Consider the following 21,026-nt stretch of genomic DNA (forward strand, 5'->3'; position numbering starts at 1 on the left):
GCGCCGTGCCGCGCACTGGCCTTTGTGAGCGCCCACCCGTGACAAAGCGCCAATCTCGCCATGGCGCTCCATCAATTCACTGCAACCAGTCCCTTGGCTGGCAACCCTGTCTCAGCCATTTCACGGAACAACCTTGCAAGATCTTCTCCGTCAACTCCGACCTTACAAACAACGAGGACAGTGTCGTCACCCGCGATGGTGCCAAGCACTGTACGGACACCCGAGGCGTCAATAGCTGAACCCAAATACTGTGCTGCGCCCGGGGGAGTCTTAATTACCACTGCACCGTTATTGTAATTGACCGCGATGCACAGTGACTGACACATACGAACCAAATGGTTCCGAGCAGGCAGCCCCGTCGTCATTTGAGAAGGATGCTCACCCTCGGGAATGCTGTATTGAAAATTCCCCAACTGATCTCGACCGCGCGCCGCCCCTACATCCTTGAGATCTCGGGAAAGAGTGCCCTGGCTTACGACTATTCCCTCGGCAGCCAGCCTACGCGCCAATTCAGCTTGGGAAGATATCTGCTCAGATCGAATTAAAGCGCTAATGCGCGACAGCCTTGCCGCCCTAGATACGAGAACCGGTCTGTGATCATCGTTCGACAACGACATCGCCCCTTTCGCACACACCCGTCACGAATACCCTAGAGCCTTAACCCATGGCAACCCCGCCGGGACTCTCTAGCGTCGTCGTGTACTTCGTACACGGCATGCTACTATCCCGGCGGGGTTTTCAGTTCATCGCTGTCAGGGGATGATGGCAGTCCCGTGCGTGCCTGCGACCAGACCTTGGATGTCTTCCAACGACCCGATCACAGCACGTTTCCCGGTAGCCAACGCAAAGTTGCAGGCGGCCTTAACCTTCGGACCCATCGAACCAGCGGCAAACTCCGTGTTGAGGGCATCCGATGCGTGCATCTGCTCGATGCGCTCCTGATCAGGCTCTCCCCAGTTGCGGAACACACCGGCCACATCGGTAGCGATGACCAGCAGGTCCGCGTCGACACGCACGGCGAGTTCGGCTGACGCAAGATCCTTGTCAATGACTGCCTCGGCCCCGTGCAGAATACCGTCCTCGTCGTAGACGCAGGGGACGCCGCCGCCTCCGGCACACACCACCATGACGCCGGAATCCACCAACTGGCGGATCGCCTTTTGCTCGATGATGTTCCTGGGCTGCGGGGACGCGACCACACGCCGGTAGTACTCTCCGTCCGGGGCTATCGTCCAGCCCTTCTCAGCCGCCAGGCGCCTGGCAGTTGCCTCGTCGTAGACCGGGCCGATCGGTTTCGTCGGATGCTTGAAAGCAGGATCATCTGCGTCGACGACTGTCATCGTGATCATGGTGACGATCTGCTGATCCTGAGGCATCACATTGCCGAGTTCCTGCTCGATCATGTAGCCGATCATGGCCTGTGACTCTGCGCCCAGGACATCCAGAGGATAGATCCCGACTTCCTCGTAGGCTGTCGATTGCAGAGCCAACAGACCTACCTGGGGGCCATTACCATGGGCTACAACGACCTCGTGATCGACCGCAACCTCTTTGATGTGGTTTGCGGCGATGCGCACATTGGCACGCTGATTCTCCGCCGTCATGATCTCGCCACGCCGCAGCAGCGCGTTACCACCAAGTGCAACCAAAATCCTCATGTTCTTCCTCAGACACTCGTCAGGCCAGAGAGGACACCAGGACGGCCTTGATGGTGTGCATGCGATTTTCCGCTTGGTCAAACGCGATGCAGGCAGGCGACTCGAACACGGATTCCGTCACCTCAATGCCATTGGCCAGCTCCGGGTAGGTCTTGGCAACCTCAGCACCTACCGCCGTCTCACTGTTGTGGAATGCCGGCAGGCAGTGCATCACCTTGACGCGCGGGTTACCAGCAGCCTTGACCAACGCATCATTGATCTGGAACGGCAGCAAGGTGCCGACCCGCTCGCTCCAGCTCTCCACAGGCTCGCCCATGGACACCCACACGTCGGTGTGGATGAAGTCGACATCGCGCACGGCCTCCTCCGCAGAGGCGGTCACCAGCACCTTGCCACCGGACTGCTCGGCCCACTCGCGGCAACGTTCCACCAATTCGGCCTCAGGCTGCAGCCCTTCGGGAGCACCGATACGCACATCCATGCCGAGCTTGGCACCCAGCAGCAGGAGCGAACGGCCCATGTTGTTGCGCCCGTCGCCGACGTAAGCGAACTTGATCTCGTGGAACGGTTTCTCGGCGTGCTCACGCATGGTGAGAGCGTCAGCGAGCATCTGGGTCGGGTGGAACTCGTCAGTCAGGCCATTGAAAACCGGGACACCTGCGTATTCAGCCAGCTCTTCCACCACCGACTGGTGGAACCCGCGGTACTCGATGCCGTCATACATACGCCCCAGGACGCGGGCCGTGTCCTTCATGGACTCCTTGTGGCCAATGTGTGATCCGCTGGGCCCCAAGTAGGTCACGTGAGCACCCTGGTCGTGAGCCGCCACCTCGAAGGCGCAGCGGGTACGAGTCGACGCCTTCTCGAAAATGAGGGCAATGTTCTTCCCCCTGAGGAGCGGCTGCTCCGTCCCACAGTACTTGGCTTCCTTGAGATCTGCAGCCAAGCCGACGAGGAACTTGATTTCCTCAGTACTATGATGCGCTAACGACAACAAATGACGATTCTTCAGATTAAAAGCCATGATCTGATATTCCTTCCTTGATATGTCCGCTTCGTGCGGCGGACGCATATTACCTGTTTCGCTTTGGGACTTATCAGTAATCCACCGGATCACGAGTGATCGGGCAGGTCATGCAGTGGCCGCCCCCTCGACCACGTCCCAGCTCGGCGGCCTTGATCTCGACAACCTCCACCCCGGCCTTCGCGAGCAAAGCATTGGTCGCGGTGTTGCGGTCGTATCCAACGACGACACCGGGCTCGAGAGCTACCACATTATTGCCGTCATCCCACTGCTCGCGTTGGGCTTCCCAGCAGTCGCCACCCGTCTCGACGGTACGCAGACCATCCAGTCCCAAGGAGCTGGCGACGACATCGGTGAAGTGACGGTCGTCGACGCGCACCGAGAAGCCTGCCGCCTCGCTGCTGGGCTCGAGCACTAGCGGGGTGATGGTATCGACCACTGGCTTGTAAAGAGTCACGAGATCGACGTCACAGAAACTAAACACCGTGTCGAGATGCATGGAGGCCCGGTCCGGCGCCATGGCCGCGACCACAATCCTGCGTGCTGCATTCTGGGCAAACAGGGAACGCGCCACCTGGGTGATGGCCTGCCACGAGGATCGCTCACCCATTCCGATGAGTACCGTGCCATTGCCAACCGGCATGATGTCGCCACCCTCGAGGGTGGACATGCCATGATCAGCCTCGGCGCAGCCATACCAGATCTTGAAGTCACGCTCGGCGAAGATGGGGTGACGAGTGTAAATGGCGCTAGCCAGGACGGTTTCCTGCTGACGAGCCGGCCAACGCATTGGATTGAAGGTGACACCGCCGAAGATCCATGCCGTGGTATCTCGAGTGAACTGAGTATTGGGCAGCGGCGGAATGAGAAATTCAGTTTCGCTGTGCGCCTTGATAAGCGCGCCAAGAACGTGCTTGCGTCTCTCCGCAGGCACTTCGCCGTAGGCCACGCCACCAATGAGATACTCGGCCAAGGTGTCCGAAGGCATGTCATTGAGCCAGTCCCGAACATCCTCGTCAACACCCAGCCCAACCGCGTTAGGGGACAACTTCCGGTCAAGTACCCAGGAACGACCCTCAGGGATATCAAGGACCTCGGACAACAGTTGATGCATCTCATGAACGACAATTCCACGTTCTCGCATCTTGGCCACGAAATCTCGATGATCTTCCTGTGCTTTTTCAACCCACAGGACGTCATCAAAGAGCAATTCTCTACAATTGCTTGGGGTGAGCCGACGATGCGCCAGACGCGGCTCACACACCATCACCTCACGAAGCTTGCCAACTTCCGACCATGCACCAATGGGAGTAGTCATTTCTTAACCTTTCATCGTGGGGAAGCAAGTTCCCTGCCATGGCAATCACCGCAGCACCGTAGGATTGCCCTCTTACATCACTGATTGTGTATATATTTATGAATTTCCACATTACGGGTAGGTAAAGCAATCACGTCAAGGAAAGCCTCCCGGTAACTATGGAAATGATGGCTACCACGGAAATCAACGCCAACAGGACAAGAACGCCAATCTCGTAGGGTTTGAAAATCCGTTTGGCCCGCTGCTCACGCTTGGCCCAGACGAATACTGCAGCACCAGGCAAGTAGAGCAGAGCCGCAAGCATGAGAGCATCCGCGCCTGCGGCAACAACGAGCCAGATGCCGTACAAGGTTGCGATAGTTGCGACCACGGCATCACGCACTCGCTGTGATCGGGGACCGTTCTCATAGGTTTCGCCCTTGATCACCATCTTCAGGGCGAATGCGGCTGACAGCAAGTACGGCACCAGGATGAGGGCGGCAGCCAGGGTCGCCATCGCCAAGTAAGCACCGTCCCACAACACCGTCATGACAAGGCATATCTGGGAGACGATGTTGGTGATCCACAAAGCGGGAGCTGGAGCCTCATGTTTGTTGATCCGTCCGAACAGTTTCGGCATCGTGCCGTCCTCACCCGGCACCTGCATCGTCTCACCGCACAGTAGGATCCAGGCCAGCAGAGCCCCAAGTAGGGAAATGATGACACCAGCGCTGACAAGCACCGAGCCCCACGGCCCGACGACAGAGGACAGAACATCACCCATAGATGCGTCGGGCAAGCCAGCCAGCTTGGCCCGACGCATGATCCCCATGCTCAGGAGGTTGACACCGATGAGGAGAACCAGGACGAAGAGGAAACCACCAACAGTCGCCTTGCCCACATCAGAACGCTTGCGAGCACGCTTCGAGTAGATCGACGCACCCTCGATCCCAATAAACACCCACACGGTGACGAGCATCATGCTCTTGGTCTGGGCAAAGACACTGCCCAAGCCCGCGTGACTCCCCCAGAAGTCCTCGGTAAACACACCAACATCGAACGCAACAGCACAAATGGCAATGAATGTTATCAACGGCACAATCTTGGCAATTGTGGCGATCGTGTTGACAAAAGCAGCAGTACGAACTCCAGCCAGAACGAGAGCGTGGGTCAACCACAGCAGAACTGACGCCGCAAGCACCGCCCACACGGTGTTACCACCCGCGAAAGCAGGAACAAACTTGCCAACGGTCGAGAAAAGCAACACCAAATACCCGACGTTGCCAATGAGGGCAGAGAGCCAATAGCCCCACGCCGAGTTGAACCCGATGAAATCACCAAATCCCGCCTTGGCATAAGCATAGATGCCGTTATCCAGATCAGGACGACGGATAGCCAACTTCTGGTAGACCATCGCCAAACAGATCATTCCGATCCCGGTGATCGTCCAACCAATCACCATAGGACCTGGACTAGCGGCAGCAGCAATATTCTGCGGAAGCGAAAAAATACCGCCGCCGATCATGGAACCGACGACAAGAGAAAGCATTGCGGGGAATGACAGTTTCCCAACATTGACGTCTTCATCCATGGATACTTCTGTAGACGCCTGTCCAACGACTTGCTCAGCCATACTCACCTCATAACCCTTCGCCACACCATTGTTGCGATAGCCAGCTGGCGAAGCGCCTGGCCCGAGAATGACCATAGGGAGGATCCACAGCGGACGTCAACTGATCCTAAACCAGTATCTGGCGCCATATTCAATTAATATTGAATCCTTATTCAACAACGCGAAAATACATCCATCAGAAGGCTGCTTCACACCCGTTTCCAACCAAGCGCCAAGCGAATCTAATAACGCCGTAGCCGATCTATATTCATCCGAGAGTCATCCCCGAAAACCAGCGATCACAAGCCGCCACGCCATAGGCACCCCTACCAGGCCACTGCCACCCCTCTAGAGACACGCCTCCATCGAGATCAACCCCGTTCAACCATGGATACCGATCACAACGACCCTAGACAGCTCAACGTCGAACCCATCCTATGAAACATGATATGAGCCGGCCAGTCCACAAGTACACGCATAGTTTCTGCAAAGACAGATCAGCAGCGACCAGTCAGACAAGCTGACGTCCGACTCAGAATCATCCATAACCACGGCAGTGACGCCCACCGTATCTTAGGCATGTTCATCGAAATAACGTGGCCCTTGGCAAGCGCGCCCAACGGCCTACCACCTTCGTCATCAATTCATTTCCTGGCTGCTCCGAGCTCACCATGACATAACGAATCTCGCACGTCTTGCCATGCACGGCCGAGTAACCAATTCTCAAAAGCCATTGCACGTTCCGCAAGCCCGAAGCTACGCGCACGCTTCATCCCATGCTGAAATAACTCCGGGCCTTTCACTCACATATCTAGACTCGAACACATCACCGTTCCGCATGCGTCGTCAAGAAAGTCCGCAGTCCGCGCGTGTGAGAGCTAGTCTGCGCTTGCTTGTCCGGGCCCAGCATGCCCATCATGGCTGGGGAGGCGCTGCTAGGCGCCTCCCCAGCCAGGAGTGATCGCAGCCCTGCGTGTTTCCGCATCCCGTCGGCTCGGATGATCACCGCTGTCCTTCTAGCAGGAAACCGAGGATCAGCAAGCCAATAGGTCGAGCAACCGCTGGGCTGTGGCAGCGGACGAGGCCGGATTTTGACCAGTGACCAGCGTCTTGTCCGTTACGACGTAGCTATCACCGTCCGGACCTTTGCTGTACCGAGCGCCTGCCTGCTTCAGGGAGTCCTCCACGAGGAAGGGAACGACGCCAGTCAGGCCGGCGGCCTCCTCCTCACCGTCGGTGAAACCGGTCACCGAGCGATCGGTAACAAACAGCGTTCCATCGTGTTTCTTGACGGTGTGCAACACACCGGGAGCGTGACATACCAGTCCCAGCGGCCGCCCCACGGCGTCGCTATCCAGGATGATCTGCTGCGAGGTGGGATCGTCCACCAGATCCCACAGCGGACCGTGGCCACCCGGGTAGAACACCGCGTCGAACGTGGCGATATCGACCTCCGACAACGGGGTGGTGGTCGCCAAGGCACGTTTGGCTTGCTCATCAACATCGAAACGGCGAGTGGCATCGGTCTGCATCTGCGGCAGCGAACTCGTCGGGTCGATCGGCGGTTGCCCACCCAACGGCGAGGCTAGGGTGACGGCGTGTCCGGCGTCACAGAACACGTAATAGGGGGCAGCGAACTCCTCTAACCAGAAACCCGTCTTGCGGCCAGTGTTACCCAGCTGGTCGTGGGACGTGAGGATCATGAGGATTCGAGACATGGAGGGTGTTCCTTTCGTTGTGTCGTGCGGTGGCGCTTTTCGCAATATCCGTCGCGTGGCGCCGGAGCGCTCGATGTCTCCGAGGGCTGACCTAGAAGCGTCCCCAAGAGCACCTGACGTCAGTCGTCGACGACGGTGACGTCAACGCGAATATTGCCCCGAGTGGCATTCGAGTAGGGACACACCTGGTGGGCCTTATCGGCGAGCTGCTGGGCCTCGTCGTGCGGCAGAGCCGGGATGACGACCTCCAGGGCGACGGCAAGGCCAAATCCCTCCCCGGCCTGACCGATTGAAACCCGCGCGCCCACCGAGGAGTCGCCAAGGTCCTTTTTTGCCTGGCGGGCCACCATCTGCAAGGCGGAGTGGAAGCATGCGGCATAGCCAGCCGCAAACAGCTGCTCCGGGTTCGTGCCCTTACCGCTACCACCCATCTCGACGGGAATAGCCAGATCCTCAGACACGCGACCGTCGGGACTTTGGACGTGACCATTGCGGCCCGCACCGGTAGCAATAGCCTCGGTGGTGTAGACGGGCTCGATCTCGATCATGGTGTCTCCTTACTCGCTGGACGAATGTGCGCTGACGTTTCTGTCGTGCAGCGTCATAAGAAACATAGCGCGCAACTAAGTTGTGTCCAATCTTGTTGTGCATCTAATATCCTCCCCGTTGTGCACGATCAAACGCTCGACCTCGACAATCAATTCTGTTTCTCCCTCTACCGAGCTAGCAGGGCGGTCACGCGCGCCTACCGACCGCTGCTCGAAGGCATCGGTCTCACCTACCCTCAGTACCTAGCCATGCTGGTGTTATGGCACGCTGAGGGCCCTGTAGGCGTCAATGACATCGGAACGCGATTACACCTCGATAGCGGCACCCTGACTCCCTTATTGCGCCGCCTGGAAGACGCCGGCTTCATCACCAGAGCCTGGAGCAACGACGACGAACGGCGGCGCATCATCAGTCTCACAGACGGAGGGCGCTCGTTACGTCACCAGGCCGCCGGTTTACCTGAGCGGATGCTAGCGCTGTATCCCGCCCCGCCACAGGAGCTGGCCCAGGTAAAGGCATTCCTCGACGACCTGGCCACCCAGCTTGAGTGACGACTCAATGCCCCATGCAAGACGATTAGACGACATTGTCAGCATGGGACTCACGAGCCACTCTCGGTGCCCAAACCCCATTGCGGTATGACGAAAGGTCCCCTTTCATCGTGCATATGCTCCTACTGGCGATCATCTACTTGGCCTTCATCAGCCTGGGTCTGCCTGACTCCCTGGTCGGCGCAGGATGGCCAGCCATGCATGAAAGCCTCGGCGTACCGCTGTCATGCGCAGGGTTCATAACCTTCATCATCGCCACCGGGACCATCATCTCGAGCCTGATGTCCGACCGGCTTACAACGCGTTTCGGCCCAGGACGAGTGACTGCGGCAAGTGTCGCGCTGACAGCCGCGGCACTGTTCGGCTTTTCATTCTCGACTCAGTTTTGGGTGCTGTGCCTATGGGCGATGCCGTATGGGCTAGGAGCTGGAACGGTCGACGCCGCACTCAACAACTATGCAGCCCTGCATTACACCGCTCGGCACATGAACTGGCTGCACGGCTGTTGGGGACTCGGAGCATCGATCAGCCCGTTCATCATGAGCCAGGCGTTAAGTAGCGGACACGGATGGCCATCGGCCTATCGCACGGTCGGAACTCTGCAGGCCATACTGACAGCGATCGTCACCGTCAGTCTTCCGTTGTGGAACAAGACGCAGAAGATCAACGGCGGTGGCTCCGCAAGGCTGTTCGACCACGTGCCGACACGCGCGGCCTTAGCGACCCCGGGAGTTCCTGCCGTTCTAGGGACCTTCTTCTCGTACTGTGCTGTCGAGAGCACCTCGATGCTATGGGCGGCATCGTACCTGGTGTCGGTGCGAGGGACGGACGGCGCGACCGCCGCAGCGTTCGCGTCTCTCTTCGTCCTGGGGATCACCGCCGGCCGGTTCTTGGCCGGATTCGTAGCCGAACGCATCGGTGACCGGATGCTTGTGCATGGCGGGTTCATTACGGTAGGAGTTGGCGCTATCCTCGTCGGGTTACCCGGTATGCCGTCATGGGTCGCCCTGGCAGGTCTGGTCACCGCAGGGCTTGGGTCCGCACCAATCTACCCTGCGATCATCCACTCCACCCCAACCACCTTTGGCGCGCACAACTCACAGGCGATCATCGGCATCCAGATGGCCGCAGCATACGTCGGGACGACGCTCGCTCCCCCACTGTTCGGGGCGATATCAGCCAACACCGGATTATGGACACTACCTCTGTACCTGGTCGTCCTCGACATCTTCGGCCTGGTAATGTCCGAGCAGGTTACACGACGCGGGCGCGCCAGAGCACAAGACGGGTAGTCTCGACACGTTCGTCGTCGAGCCGGTTCGCGTCGATCCTACATATCTATCTGGAGGCTCCCATGGCTGTTCCAGTTGACTTCACTACCGTCTCGACCCAGGGGCTGGAAACCTCCGAGCACCCCGAGGCTTTGGCAGGTTTACGCGCCAACGAGGCACGGTATTTCCACAACAAGTTCAAGCACACGTTTGAGGTGTCACCTGCCAGTGAGGAGCCCTACGCACTCGCATGGGTGACCCAGATTCTGGCCGAGGAACGTGACATCACCACTGCCTCCCCAGCCCTGGAGATCAGCATCAATGACGTTGAGGGAATCCACTGGGTGCATGTGTTTTACGCGTCGGGCCTGGCGATCAACGTGCTGTGGACGGTGGCGAATTCCGGGAAACGGGCAGTAGAGTTCAAGCTGTGTGACGGCATGAACCAACCAGCTGAGTTGTCCGCGTTCAAGTTCGCCCGGCAACGCTCAAAACTCGCCGGAACCATCCGCGGTAGCTACTTCGTTATCAAAGGTGACTACCCATACTGACGCCTACGTACAGGGCTAGCCACACCAGGCTTATGAAACGACGAGGAATCAGTGCTCCGAAGGGCCCGAACTTTCGATTATTTCGAGTCGGTGAGCTTGAATAGGAACTGCTTAGCGCGGCGGAGCTCTACCTCAGGATCCGTCGTCTGAATGAACTCCGTAGCGTTGAAGCCATCACCTCGACGGCGATTCTGTGGCGGTTCTAGGCCCTCAATAGGAAGGGCTTCCATGGTGGAAACGAGCATATCGACGGCATAATTTCCACACGGCACAGGACCGAGCGTCCCGTCATCGTCCGCGGTTCGCACACCAAACCAGGAGAACCGGTCCCAGCGACCTGCAAGGCGATCGCACATGTGATCCCACAGGCGGGGCCCCAAACGCGGCTCAGTAATACGACCTACGTAGATCACTCTCTCACCGGAGTAGAGAATGTAGACGCCGACCCGATCAGCAAAGTTAACGGGTTTAGCAGCCTTCAACTGAGCCCCTAATAGGGTCTGTCCCAATCCACTTCGTCACGTCTCCAAAACATGCCGAAAGCGTTAAGAAATCCGTTGTTTTCCTCACCCGCCTCAAGTGCAATCGGTGGGATCACCCCACGGGAGTCCGGCAACTCAGTCTCCGACTCCTCGGGCGGCACCGACTGTAGCGTCCTTAAGCTGTAAACACCTCGATCTACGCGGACGACATTCTTCCGCAAGGTCGTGGAATCGTGGCAGCCACCGTCGCAGCGGGGGTAGCGCCAGTTTGTTGGCGGAGACCGTTGTCCAAGATGCGCTGAGCGATCTCGGAGTAGTGCAAGGGTTCCTAGGCTTCCGACAGCACCTTGAAGATGGCCTTTGGCCACGGCATGTTATTCATACCAATAAGGTTACGCCAAAGATATGACGGATCTCAGATGCGGTTAAGCCAAGCAGGTATCAAACCAGAGCTACACGTTAAATCGGAATTCCACTACGTCACCGTCCTGCATAACGTACTCCTTGCCCTCCAGCCGCAACTTCCCAGCAGCCTGGGCCTCCTTTTCGCCGCCAAATTCAACAAGGTCGTCGAGGGACACCACCTGGGCCTTGATGAACCCCTTCTGGAAGTCGGTATGGATGACGCCAGCAGCCTCAGGGGCAGTGTCGCCCTTGTGAATCGTCCATGCGCGGGACTCCTTCTCCCCCGCAGTCAGGAAGGTCTGTAGACCAAGAGTGTCGAAGCCCACCCGCGCGAGCTTGTCTAGACCGGGTTCCTCGATACCCGCATCCGCAAGGAACTCAGCAGCGTCCTCGGGCTCCATCTCGGCCAGTTCAGCCTCAAACTCAGCATCCAAGAAGATCGCCTCAACAGGAGCCACCAACTTCTCCATCTTGGCCTGGAAATCGGCGTCAGCGAGCTGATCCTGGTCACAGTTAAAGACGTAGATGAAGGGCTTTGTCGTCAGCAGGAAGAGGTCATGCAACGGCTCGGGATCGAGCCCGGCTGAGAAGATCGTCTTGCCCTCTTCGAGCACCGCCTTAGCCTGCTCCCACGCCTCGGCTTTGGGACGAGACTCCTTCTTGATCGCGGCTTCTTTTTGCAGCTTGGGCAGCTGCTTCTCCATCGTCTGCAGATCAGCGAGCACGAGCTCTGTAGTAATGGTCTCGATGTCGTCGGAAGGATCGACGTGACCGTTGACGTGAGTGACATCGTCGTCTGCGAAACACCTTGTCACCTGGCAGATGGCGTCGGCTTCACGAATGTTGGAGAGGAACTCGTTGCCCATCCCCTCACCTTTGCTGGCGCCCTTGACGATTCCGGCGATATCGACGAAGGACACCGTCGCAGGAATGGTCTTAGCGGAATGAAACATCTCCGTGAGCACATCGAGGCGCTTGTCCGGCACCCCGACCACGCCAACATTCGGCTCAATGGTCGCGAAGGGGTAGTTCGCCGCCAAGACGTCATTCTTGGTCAGCGCGTTGAACAGAGTCGACTTGCCGGCGTTGGGAAGACCGACGATTCCAATCGTAAGTGCCACGTTCGGCCACTCTACCGTTCAGCCCGCACCCAACCCACTAGCCACCTCCCATCAGCGCTCCACGCGGGAACGTCCGGTCATATGCTTGAGGCTCAGTCAATGTGGCCGAATACTCTCGGTCACATTGACTGGACTTGGAACCAATCGGCTCAGGCACCAGCCCAGTAGGCCCCCAGCGCCTTAGACAGGTACATCAGGTCGGCCGTACCGGCAAGTTCACGAGTGGAATGCATCGACATCAGCGGCACTCCGACGTCAACCGTCAGCATGCCAAGCCTCGTCGCCGTCAGCGGCCCGATCGTCGAGCCGCACGGGACCGAGTTATTCGACACGAAGTTCTGGGTCGGCACCCCAGCAGCAGCGCACGCCCGCTGCCACAGAGCCCCACCCACGCCATCAGTGGCATAACGCTGATGAGCGTTAATCTTGAGTACTGGCCCCTCATTGAGCAGCGGGTGATTCGCCGGATCGAACTTCTCAACGTAGTTGGGATGCACACCGTGCCCGGCATCTGAAGACACACATGAGGACCTGGCAATCATTGCCCGGTAGGCCGCACCCGTCATCCCGAACCCCTCAGCGATGCGCACCAAGACGTCCTCAAGGAACGGCCCGCAGGCGCCCGACCTTGTCGCCGAACCGACCTCCTCATGGTCGAAACAGGCCATGACTGCCACGTCGCTGGTCGGCTTGACGTCAACAAATGCCGCGACCGAGGAGTGAACCGAAGACAGATTGTCCATACGCTGGCTGGCTAGAAATTCCCCATAGGGTCCGATGACGGCCGGGGACTGGGTCAGATGAGCGAAAATGTCATGGAAGGCAAGTTCGTCGCGCTTGATCCCAGCCGACTCACACAGCAGGTCCTCAACGTCAAGGTCGGGCTTCCCGACCGACAGAATCGGCATGAGGTGACGCTGGCGGTCCAGCTTGAGGTCGTCGTTTACGGTGCGATCCAGATGCGGCGCAAGCTGGCTGATGCGCAAAATCGGCCCGGTTCGCACTAAATGAGCCTGACCGTTACGAGTGACGAGGCGCCCGGACAGCCCAAGATCACGATCGAGCCAGGAGTTCAGTAGGCCACCGCCGTAGACCTCCATACCGACCTGCTGCCAACCCTGGTTAGTAACGGTGGCGTTCGGCTTAAGCTTGAAGGACGGGGAGTCGGTATGGGAACCGACGATCCTCGCCCCCAGCTGCGGAGTCACTTTCTCTGGAGTGATCCAAGCGATGAGAGCTCCATCCCGCACCACGTAGCGGCGCCCTTCGACGGATGGCCACGACTCGGTCTCCTCTAGACGCTGGAATCCGGCCTGCTCCAGACGCCGCGTCAGCTCCGCCACAGCGTGATACGAGGTGGGAGATGCTTCCACGAAAGAGATGATGTCGCGGATGTGATCCGAAGTCGGGACGCTCTTGTCAGCCATGGCGACCATTCAACCATCACCCGCTGTTCTTCACGACGAAACACGACCCTGGCTGAATGTGTCAGACCCTACTGGGACCCTCGTGGCATGACGAACATCGTGGTCGGGCTTATCGGACTAGCTATCGGTGTGGCCTTGGGGTGGCTCATCGCGCAATTGCGCGCGTCCCAGCGCATTGCCGAAGCCACCTCGGCGGCACGTGTGGCTACCGAGCGGCTGGAAGCAGCAGAGAAGATCGCCACCGATCGTGACGCCTTGGCCACTCAGTTCAAGGCTTTGTCCGCCCAGACCATGGCTGACCAGAACGAACGCGCTACCCGGTCGGCACAGCGGACAATGAGCGACGCCCAGCGCCTGTTGGCACCCGTGTCCCTCGCCCTCGAACGACTTGACCGGCGCCTAGCTGAAGTCGAGCAGGAGCGTACCGACATGACGGCAAGCTTGCGCGAACAAGTCGCCGGGGTGAGCACTGCCGGAGAGAGCCTGCGCAAAGAGACCGCCAGTCTCGTCGCCGCATTACGCAAACCTCAAATCCGGGGAGCGTGGGGCGAGATGCAACTGCAGCGCACTGCAGAGGTCGCCGGAATGCTCGAACACTGTGACTTCCAAACCCAGCAGACGACCACAGCCCAGGGCACCCCGCAACGCCCCGATATGACGGTGAAGCTCTCAGGTGGACGGTGTATCCATGTCGACGCCAAGACGCCGCTGGCCGCATTTCTTGAGGCCGCGCAGTGCGACGATGCTGAGGAATATGACGCCCAGATGGCCCGTTTCGCACGCCATGTTCGCACCCACATCGACCAGCTCTCGGCCAAGGGTTACTGGCGCACCGACCTCGACTCCCCCGAGTTCGTCGTGTGCTTCCTGCCTTCCGAAGCCTTGCTTCAGGCTGCACTGCAGGAGATACCCGACCTCCACGAGTACGCCAACCGACGCGGGATCGTGCTGGCCAGCCCGTCAGTACTCATTCCGATGCTACGCACGGTCGCCCTAGCCTGGCGGCAGGAGGCCGTCGAGAGATCTGCGACAGAAGTCGCAGCACTAGGACGCGATCTTCACAAGCGTCTAGGAACCCTGGCCGACAACCTCGACAAGATGGGACGATCGCTGACCTCGACGGTACGAGCCTACAATTCGGCCCTGGGTAGCCTCGAGACAAGGGTCCTCGTCCAAGCCAGACGTTTCGAACGTCTCGGGGTAACCGCCGACGACATCGCGTCCCCGGCCCCCATCGAAGAGGCGGTACGCCCCCTCACCTCGCCGGAACTGACCGAGAACCAGACTGAGGAGGGCTCTCCGGAATGAACCTCACTTGGCCGTCGTGCGACGTTTTCGCAGTTGAGGCGGCAAGGCGAAGGACAACGACTCCTCGATGAGGGTCTCTTCCTCAGCCTGCGGCCAACCCTTCGAGATGAGCAGATCGATCACCCCCTGAACGAGGGCCTCCGGCACCGATGCCCCCGAGGTCACGCCGATGGTGGACACACCGTCGAGCCAGGTCTCCTCGATCTCTCCTGCGTTATCCACCCGATAGGAGGCTTTGGCCCCCGATTCGAGGGCGACCTCCACCAAACGGCCAGTGTTGGACGAGTTCTTCGATCCCACCACGATGACAAGGTCACATTGAGGAGCCATCTGCTTGACGGCGTGCTGCCGGTTCTGGGTGGCGTAGCAGATGTCGTCGGAAGGAGGATCGATGAGCTGAGGATGTAAGTCGCGAATCCGATCGACGGTCTCCACCGTCTCATCGACACTCAGCGTTGTCTGGGACAGCCACGCCACGGGACGGTCGCGGTCTAACGTCAACCCATCAATATCCGCGGGAGTCTGCACCAGGGTGATGTTCTCGGGAGCCTCGCCAGTCGTCCCCTCGACCTCCTCGTGACCGGCATGGCCAATAAGGAGGATCTGGGTGTCTTGGCTAGCGAACCTCTTGGCCTCGTGATGCACCTTCGTCACTAGTGGGCACGTTGCGTCAATAGTACGAAGACCACGATCGGTGGCCTCTTTCTTAACTTGCGGGGACACGCCGTGAGCCGAGAACACCACGAGGGCATCGTCGGGCACTTCGTCGAGCTCATCAACGAAGATCGCTCCGCGCCCCTCCAAGGTCTCCACGACGTGGCGGTTGTGGACGATCTGCTTGCGCACGTACACCGGAGCGCCATACACCTCTAGCGCCTTCTCAACGGTCACCACCGCACGATCAACGCCTGCGCAGTATCCACGCGGAGCAGCTAAGTACAGCTTCTTATTCGTGCACGCCCCCATAACAGCCATGATCCTGAGTCTACGGGTACGTCGGCATCTGACGAACCCGTTCAAGTTCGCCTGCCGAGGACCCGCAGAAAGTCCGTTTACCTAAAGTTCCCTGAAGGTGCATCTGTGGTGTCCCTCAGGTGCCATTTCTATTTCCTACGTTCTGGAATATGAGCGCTCCTCATGACACCCACGTATCCAGACGACTGCGCCGAGGTCTCGCCTCGGCGTGTGCCGTTGTTACCGCAATAGCAGCCTTCTCCCCAGCTCATGCGGCTCCGTCCTCCGACAAGGCCGGACCGATTTCGGGTTCCACTGGCCGTACTACTGTCGGTCAGCTGCTGACTCCAGCCGGTCAGCTCACCACCCTTGGTGACCTCCCGCTCAATGAAGCTTTATCCCCCGATAACAGGTACCTCATCGTCAGCAATAACGGTCAGGGAACCCAGTCTCTGCAGGTCATCGAAACTGCCACTGGCAAGGTCATCCAGACCATCCCCTATAAATCTCCCGAAGGCCTGTACATGGGGCTGGCCTTCAGCCCTGACGGCACACACCTGTTCGCCAGCGCTGCCGGCAACCACAAGATCCGCACGTACCACTTCGACTGTGGCAAACTCGTGGAAACCAGCGCTATCCAGATGCCGATCGTCAGCCCGAAGCTCACAAAGGTCAACCTGTACCCGGCTGGGCTCGCCGTCACGAGTGACAGCAAACGCCTCGTCGTGGCAGATCAGCTCGCTGATGCCGTCTCCGTCATCGACTTGGCCACCAACAAGATTCAGACGACCCACATCGGGCACCGCCCGGTCTGGGTGACCCTCTCCAAGGACTCCACCAAAGCGTTCGTCTCTTCCCAAGGCGGGGCCGACGTCGCCGAGGTTGACATCACCAAATCCCAGCCACTGGCGACCCACAAAATCAACGTAGACTTCCATCCCAACAAGTCCGTGCTGACCCCCGATGGCAAGTCCCTCTACGTCGCTAATGGTGACGCCGACACCATCTCAGTGGTCGACGTCACATCTCATCGCCAGACCGCCACCATCCCGGTCAACCGCAACGGTTCCAAACTGGTAGGTGCCAATCCGACCGGTCTGGCCTTCTCCCAAGACGGCAAGCGTCTCTACGTCACCAACTCGGGACACAATGAGGTTGCCGTCATCAACGTCGCAACTCGCAAGGTTATCGGGGACATTCCGACTGGCTGGTACCCGACGCAGGTTCTCGCCCATGGCCGCAAGCTGAGCATCACTTCGGCCAAAGGGCTGGGAGCGGGGCCGAACAACGGCCCGAACCACCCCAATCCCACCGACCCGCACGATACCGCCGAGAACCAGTACTCCGGTTCCCTGATCAAAGGTCTGCTCTCCACCGTCAGCGAGCCTGACGCAGCGACCCTGGCCAAGCTGACAGCTACCGTGGAAAAGAACAACACCGCTAACGATCCTGCCCGCAGTAGCGCCGTCCCCAACCAGATCGGCACTACGTCGAGCAAGATCAAGCACGTCATCTACATCGTGCGGGAAAACCGCACCTTCGATCAAGAACTGGGGTCCAACGGCCGCGGTAATGCCGATCCGTCGCTCAACCTCTTCGGCGATGAGTCAGCTCCCAACACCCGTGCCCTGGCTCGTCAATTCACGACCTTCGACAACTTCTACGCCGACGCCGAAGTCTCGGCCAATGGATGGAACTGGGTCTCTCAGGCAAACTCGAATCCGTGGTCAGAGGAGATGTGGCCGTCAAATTACTCCGGTCGTGGCGCGCCATACCCGGCCGAAAACAACCACCCGGAGTCCCGCGCGAAGGAGCACGATTCATACTTCTGGGAACACTTGTCGAAAAACAACATCAGCTTCCGCAATTACGGCTTCTACACCACGCTCGACAAGAAGGGCAAGGCTCACGAAGTCGACAAGAAGATCCTCGATCCGAACACCGATCACGACTTCATCGGCTGGACCTTGGACTGCCCGGATTCGGCTAGGTCCTTCGCGCCGATGGCCAAAAACTGCGGGCCAAAATCTCGTGTTGACGAGTGGAAGTCCGACTTCAATAAACAGCTCGCTAAGGGAAGCGTACCGACGGTCCAGTTGGTTCGTTTCGGTAACGACCACACCCAGGCCACCAAAGTCGGGGTCCCGACTCCCCAGGCCTACGTCGCAGACAACGATCAGGCCATCGGCCAGCTCGTCGAGACCGTATCCCATTCCCCCATCTGGAAGGACACCGCGATCTTCCTCACTGAGGACGATGCCCAGAACGGCCCCGACCACGTCGACGCGCATCGCACCATCGGCGAGGTCATCAGCCCATAGACCCGCACTGGTGGGGTCGATTCCACCTTTTACTCGACAGTATCGATGCTGCACACAATGGAGGGCATTCTCGGTATAGGTCCGCTGACCCAATTCGACGCCTTTTCTACCCCGATGTCCGCCGCCTTCACCGATAAGCCCGACCTGACTCCCTACCAGGCGGCCAGTCCGTCCTATGACATGAAGACGCTCAACACCCCCAAAGCCCCGATGGCCAAGGAGTCCGGCGAGCAGGACACCACAAAGGAGGATGACATTGACGAGCAAGTGTTCAACAAGGCCATCTGGAAAGCCGTCAAAGGCGCCAGATCCACGATGCCCGAACCGAAGCACTCGGTGATCCAGTCCGGCCCCGTGTTGATCTATGACGATGATGACGACGAGGGCGAAAAACTCAAGCCTGGAGATGTCGACCTGGATGAGCTAGGCAGCTACTCCAAGGATGCCAAGGGGTTCCCGGTGTGGACTCCTGACGACAAGCGGTTCGATCCTGCGCAAGGCATCGATCCCTGCTCTCCCAAACCGGGCTCAACGCCAACCGTTCCTACCGCCGTCATGCCCAGCAACAGCAGCCACAGAGGTGAGGGCCGTCACCCAGGCCTTCCGCGCACTGGAATGTGATCGTTTGAGGGGTTCGGGCCGCTGCCTGTTATGGTGACGGCCCGACACTCCTGTCGTCATTGTCGGCTAGCGTAGTGGCCATGGTCGAGCCGAACGCCGCCGACAATCCGCGCTCCCTGGCGTGGGTCGTCAACGCCGTCAAAGGGTGGGTCGAGCGCTGCGGAGCCATCTGGGTGCAAGCCCAGGTCATTGAGGTCACCAGACGCTCCAGCCCGACACAGTTCCTCACCCTGCGCGACCCCATCGAGGAGATTTCGGCCAGCGCCACCTGCCATCGCAGGGTCCTCGACGCCGCCGGACCAATCGAGACGGGCATGACGGTTACCGCCCTCATCCGACCGACAGTGTGGTCGCGCACTGGCAGGCTCTCCTTCGAAATCTCCGAGATCACCCCCACCGGTGAGGGCCAGCTCCTCGCCCAACTGGAGAGACGCAAACGACTTCTCGAGGCTGAAGGGCTCTTCGATGTCACCCTCCATAGGCCGATTCCCGTTTTGCCCCGCGGTATCGGTCTCATCACCGGGGCTGGCTCCGATGCTGAACGTGACGTCCAGCGTCATGCTACGTTGCGCTGGCCTGCCGCCCGATTCGTCGTCCACAACACCCGGGTACAGGGCCCCATGGCGGCCCAACAGATCATCGCCGCCCTCGCTGACCTTGACGCCGACCCCACCGTCGATGTCATCGTCATTGCCCGCGGTGGTGGCCCCTTGGAAGACCTCCTCCCCTTCAGCGACGAAGCTCTGGTGAGAGCGGTTTACGCCACCCGGACTCCCGTCGTTTCGGCCATCGGTCATGACCGTGACAATCCGATTCTCGATCTCGTCGCTGACCTACGCGCGTCGACGCCCACTGACGCGGGCAAGCTCATCGTCCCGGATGCTGCTGAGCAGTCCCAAGCTATCGAGACAGCCAGAGCTCAACTTCGCCAGGCCGTTACGAGGTTCATCGACGTCGAAAGCGGACACCTCACTCAGATCCGCTCCCGCCCAGTAATGGTCAATCCAGCAGCCACTCTCGATATCGCGGTAGAAAGGCTCGACTCCACACTGCAACGTCTACGTCTTGCTACTCACCGCGTCCTGGACGCCGAGGGCCGCGACGTCAACCACATGCTTGAGCGCGTGCGAGCAATGTCGCCCAAGGCCACCTTGGATCGCGGCTACGCCATCCTCGCCGACACGGAGGGCGACTCCATCACCTCAGTCAATGACACCACCGCACGCGCGAACCTATTGGTCTACCTGTCTGACGGTACCCTCAGCGTCACCGTCGATTCCCTCGACCGCCGCACCCCAAACCGTCCCACCTTCCAGGAGAACTCATGACCGACACCACCCCGAACTCAGCTCCCGAGGAACCGGAAATCACGTACGAGGCCGCACGCGACGAACTGGTCGAAATCGTCACCCGGCTCGAATCCGGTGGGATCTCCCTAGCCGAAACCATGACTTTGTGGGAGCGCGGCGAGAAACTAGCTGACATCTGCCAGTCATGGCTCAACGGGGCGCGGGCCCGCATCGAAGCGGCACGATCTGACGCCGAAACTGCGCAGCCCTGACGCCGAGCGGCCCACATGCCGAAAGGTCAAGACGTCGCCAGCATCCCCGCAAAATCGGTGAGAACTCGATAATCAGTGTCCGCGACGATCACCGCCGTCGCGGAGCTAATCTTTGTCACTAAGGCGTGGGTGCGATCGTCTGGGCTGACCATCTTCGTCCAGGTATATCGGCCCACCGAGACCTTGCCATCTTCAATGGCCGACCTTGTCACGGAGGCGACGAATGCCCTGCCAGGTTCATCGGACTGATCCACCGCCAGGTAGATGTTCTTGCTTGTCAGAAATCCCAACTCCCACCGGTTCCCTGCGGAGATGGTGTTGCCTACCCAACGATCCCCCTTGTTGGCATAGCGGGCCTTGGTCGGCCGCCAATCCTCCGGAACCTCCTTGGGAGCCAGCACCGGGTATCCCGCATGGGATCGCGCCGACGCCACCACTGGTTTCCAGTCGACCTGCTGGATATTCGGCTCATCAGGGGTTCTGGTGAAGAACCACACGATGAGCATCACCGGGACGAGGATGATCACCAGGGACAGAAGCATGTCCTTGACACCGGCTCTGGGATTGCGTGGCACCTGTTGATTGTTGCAGATGC

Annotated in this window: 17 protein-coding genes and 3 pseudogenes; 8 read left to right on the forward strand and 12 right to left on the reverse strand. The window is 59.3% G+C overall.

Going from position 1 to position 21,026, the window contains the following annotated elements:
• Nucleotides 1–71: 71 nt before the first annotated feature.
• From LRP59_RS08425 to LRP59_RS08455, 7 genes are all read right to left on the reverse strand, one after another.
• Complete coding sequence (locus LRP59_RS08425) at nt 72–617, reverse strand: arginine repressor (protein WP_148378276.1); 546 nt, start codon at nt 615–617, stop codon at nt 72–74.
• A 135-nt stretch (nt 618–752) separates the two neighbouring features.
• Complete coding sequence (gene arcC, locus LRP59_RS08430) at nt 753–1,658, reverse strand: carbamate kinase (RefSeq protein ID WP_002514112.1); 906 nt, start codon at nt 1,656–1,658, stop codon at nt 753–755.
• A gap of 19 nt (nt 1,659–1,677) precedes the next feature.
• A complete protein-coding gene (locus LRP59_RS08435) occupies nt 1,678–2,682 on the reverse strand; it encodes an ornithine carbamoyltransferase (protein WP_002514113.1) in 1,005 nt (334 codons plus the stop codon).
• Nucleotides 2,683–2,755: 73 nt separating this feature from the next.
• Nucleotides 2,756–4,000: an arginine deiminase gene (locus tag LRP59_RS08440; protein ID WP_002514114.1), complete on the reverse strand. Its 1,245-nt coding sequence runs from the start codon at nt 3,998–4,000 to the stop codon at nt 2,756–2,758.
• A 130-nt stretch (nt 4,001–4,130) separates the two neighbouring features.
• The gene (locus LRP59_RS08445) at nt 4,131–5,687 is read right to left on the reverse strand and encodes a basic amino acid/polyamine antiporter (protein WP_002514115.1); all 1,557 of its coding nucleotides are present in this window, start codon (nt 5,685–5,687) and stop codon (nt 4,131–4,133) included.
• A gap of 938 nt (nt 5,688–6,625) precedes the next feature.
• Entirely contained in the window at nt 6,626–7,309 is a 684-nt protein-coding gene (locus tag LRP59_RS08450) for a type 1 glutamine amidotransferase domain-containing protein (RefSeq protein ID WP_002514116.1), read from the reverse strand.
• Nucleotides 7,310–7,428: 119 nt separating this feature from the next.
• The gene (locus tag LRP59_RS08455; RefSeq protein WP_002514117.1) at nt 7,429–7,857 is read right to left on the reverse strand and encodes an organic hydroperoxide resistance protein; all 429 of its coding nucleotides are present in this window, start codon (nt 7,855–7,857) and stop codon (nt 7,429–7,431) included.
• Between the two features lie 249 nt (nt 7,858–8,106).
• Between LRP59_RS08455 and LRP59_RS12240 the strand changes: the two are divergent.
• The 4 genes and pseudogenes from LRP59_RS12240 to LRP59_RS08470 all read left to right on the forward strand — a co-directional run.
• Nucleotides 8,107–8,235: pseudogene (locus LRP59_RS12240) on the forward strand (MarR family transcriptional regulator); the annotation flags it as partial.
• Nucleotides 8,196–8,321, forward strand: a complete 126-nt coding sequence (locus tag LRP59_RS12245; protein ID WP_350357597.1) for a hypothetical protein — start codon at nt 8,196–8,198, stop codon at nt 8,319–8,321. The pseudogene LRP59_RS12240 and the gene LRP59_RS12245, both read left to right, overlap by 40 nt.
• A gap of 204 nt (nt 8,322–8,525) precedes the next feature.
• The gene (locus LRP59_RS08465) at nt 8,526–9,701 is read left to right on the forward strand and encodes a sugar MFS transporter (RefSeq protein WP_148378404.1); all 1,176 of its coding nucleotides are present in this window, start codon (nt 8,526–8,528) and stop codon (nt 9,699–9,701) included.
• A gap of 62 nt (nt 9,702–9,763) precedes the next feature.
• Nucleotides 9,764–10,231: a hypothetical protein gene (locus LRP59_RS08470; RefSeq protein ID WP_002514120.1), complete on the forward strand. Its 468-nt coding sequence runs from the start codon at nt 9,764–9,766 to the stop codon at nt 10,229–10,231.
• Between the two features lie 77 nt (nt 10,232–10,308).
• On the opposite strand, the pseudogene LRP59_RS08475 reads toward LRP59_RS08470, so the two are convergent.
• From LRP59_RS08475 to LRP59_RS08485, 3 genes and pseudogenes are all read right to left on the reverse strand, one after another.
• Nucleotides 10,309–11,035: pseudogene (locus LRP59_RS08475) on the reverse strand (HTH domain-containing protein).
• Nucleotides 11,036–11,165: 130 nt separating this feature from the next.
• Nucleotides 11,166–12,239 (reverse strand): redox-regulated ATPase YchF, encoded by a 1,074-nt coding sequence (gene ychF / locus LRP59_RS08480; protein ID WP_002514123.1) that lies wholly within the window; start codon nt 12,237–12,239, stop codon nt 11,166–11,168.
• Nucleotides 12,240–12,388: 149 nt separating this feature from the next.
• Nucleotides 12,389–13,675 carry a M18 family aminopeptidase gene (locus tag LRP59_RS08485; protein ID WP_002521966.1) on the reverse strand — a complete coding sequence of 429 codons (1,287 nt, stop codon included), beginning with the start codon at nt 13,673–13,675 and terminating at the stop codon, nt 12,389–12,391.
• Nucleotides 13,676–13,753: 78 nt separating this feature from the next.
• On the opposite strand from LRP59_RS08485, the gene rmuC reads away from it, so the two are divergent.
• Entirely contained in the window at nt 13,754–14,974 is a 1,221-nt protein-coding gene (gene rmuC, locus LRP59_RS08490; protein ID WP_002521967.1) for a DNA recombination protein RmuC, read from the forward strand.
• Nucleotides 14,975–14,977: 3 nt separating this feature from the next.
• On the opposite strand, the gene LRP59_RS08495 is transcribed toward rmuC, so the two are convergent.
• Nucleotides 14,978–15,949, reverse strand: a complete 972-nt coding sequence (locus LRP59_RS08495; RefSeq protein ID WP_002521968.1) for a 4-hydroxy-3-methylbut-2-enyl diphosphate reductase — start codon at nt 15,947–15,949, stop codon at nt 14,978–14,980.
• A gap of 149 nt (nt 15,950–16,098) precedes the next feature.
• Between LRP59_RS08495 and LRP59_RS08500 the strand changes: the two are divergent.
• From LRP59_RS08500 to LRP59_RS08510, 3 genes and pseudogenes are all read left to right on the forward strand, one after another.
• Nucleotides 16,099–18,870 (forward strand): annotated as a pseudogene (locus LRP59_RS08500) (alkaline phosphatase family protein).
• An 80-nt stretch (nt 18,871–18,950) separates the two neighbouring features.
• Nucleotides 18,951–20,198, forward strand: coding sequence for an exodeoxyribonuclease VII large subunit (gene xseA / locus LRP59_RS08505; RefSeq protein ID WP_002521970.1), 1,248 nt, complete (start codon nt 18,951–18,953; stop codon nt 20,196–20,198).
• Nucleotides 20,195–20,431, forward strand: a complete 237-nt coding sequence (locus LRP59_RS08510; RefSeq protein ID WP_002514130.1) for an exodeoxyribonuclease VII small subunit — start codon at nt 20,195–20,197, stop codon at nt 20,429–20,431. Before xseA ends, LRP59_RS08510 begins: the two co-directional genes overlap by 4 nt.
• Nucleotides 20,432–20,457: 26 nt before the next feature.
• Here the strand turns inward: LRP59_RS08510 and LRP59_RS08515 are convergent, their stop codons facing one another.
• On the reverse strand, nt 20,458–20,973 hold the full coding sequence (locus LRP59_RS08515) for a DUF4245 domain-containing protein (RefSeq protein ID WP_032504785.1): 516 nt from the start codon (nt 20,971–20,973) through the stop codon (nt 20,458–20,460).
• Nucleotides 20,974–21,026 lie beyond the last annotated feature (53 nt).

This window comes from Cutibacterium sp. 37298 (genome assembly GCF_023838685.1).
In the GTDB taxonomy this organism is placed as follows: Bacteria; Actinomycetota; Actinomycetes; order Propionibacteriales; family Propionibacteriaceae; genus Cutibacterium; species Cutibacterium acnes.